Annotated in this window: 2 protein-coding genes; one reads left to right on the top strand and one right to left on the bottom strand. The window is 62.6% G+C overall.

Annotated elements, in window-relative coordinates; translation table 11 throughout:
• Positions 1 to 43: 43 nt before the first annotated feature.
• Entirely contained in the window at positions 44 to 421 is a 378-nt protein-coding gene (locus FXF60_RS16385) for a hypothetical protein (RefSeq protein WP_151527049.1), read from the bottom strand.
• A 154-nt stretch (positions 422 to 575) separates the two neighbouring features.
• On the opposite strand from FXF60_RS16385, the gene FXF60_RS16390 reads away from it, so the two are divergent.
• Entirely contained in the window at positions 576 to 1115 is a 540-nt protein-coding gene (locus FXF60_RS16390; protein WP_202879678.1) for a DUF5677 domain-containing protein, read from the top strand.
• Positions 1116 to 1186: the final 71 nt, after the last annotated feature.

Consider the following 1186-nt stretch of genomic DNA (forward strand, 5'->3'; position numbering starts at 1 on the left):
CAGGAAGAGAACTGACATGCAGGGGGTCAGCTTTCACCTGCCGTCAGGGGGTCAGATTTGGCCTGCCGTTGACAGCTGTGACTGACCCGTCGTCACCCACCACGTAGATGTCGATCTGTAGCTCCTCAAGCACCCAAGCGGGGACGCGCCGGACTGCACTCACAGCGGCTGTCGGCACGACGACCGCAAACCGCGTTCCTTCGCTAGCCCCTGTCGCCGGCATGCGCCGCAGTAGCTGACCGAACATCGTGTCTACGTCCAAGCCGATCGCTGCCGTGCGCCCCTTCGCCTCCGCCAGCACCTTCAATCCGTCCTTCTCCGCCACCACATCGACGTGGTCGACCTCCCGCGTGACAGACCACCCCCCTGCGCTCATGAAGTCACAGAACGCCTGAATGACCCGCTCCTCGTCGCCGCGCATGAGCGAATCGTAGATGTAAATGACGTCACCCTCATGCCGCGTGCGCTGCAGCGTAAGAAGCCGGTGCGCGCGGCGTGGTGAGTCAGACCACGTGGCTACCCTGCGTGCTATGCAACAAGGGACCCAAAGCCCCGGCCCTTCCACGGAGACGGTCATGGCCGTAGTGGATGAGCTGCTCAGCAGTTGGGAGGCCCACGTCGAGACCGGTGAACACAAACTCCGATCGCGACAGCGCAAGACGCTCCCTCAGGCTGCGGTTGTGCTCGCGCTGACCTCGCACGTGTACGAGTGCGCCAAGTTCCTGCGACCCCATCTCCCCACCGAACTGAGTCCAGTGCAGATGCCGATCGTTCGCGCCATCCTGGAGTCGGCGATGACGGTTCTGTGGGTCGACAAGGTGGAGGACGCCGCCGCCGCCTTCTTGAACGAAGAGATTCGTCAGAGGAACAATCTCCAGAACACCATGCGCGAAACTCCGTGGTTCGCGGCACATGCCGACCAAGTTGCGCATGCCGAAGACGATCTAAAGCCGACCTCGGCGACAGAAGAGGCGAGGCGGTTCAACAGGTTGCTGGAGAGACTTGGCGCCAAAGACTTCTATGCGTTCTACAGAATGCTGAGCGCCGTTACGCACCCGTCCGTCTCCCTCACGGACTGCTACTTGGAAGGGGACGACGGCCGCGGCTTTAGTTGAGTCCCGCATAGTGGTGTAGCGCGGTCACCGTGATCGTTCCCGGCGTGTACGTCGGGCGCGGACGCGGCCAC

Source organism: Serinicoccus kebangsaanensis, assembly GCF_008919445.1.
Classification (GTDB): domain Bacteria; phylum Actinomycetota; class Actinomycetes; order Actinomycetales; family Dermatophilaceae; genus Ornithinicoccus; species Ornithinicoccus kebangsaanensis.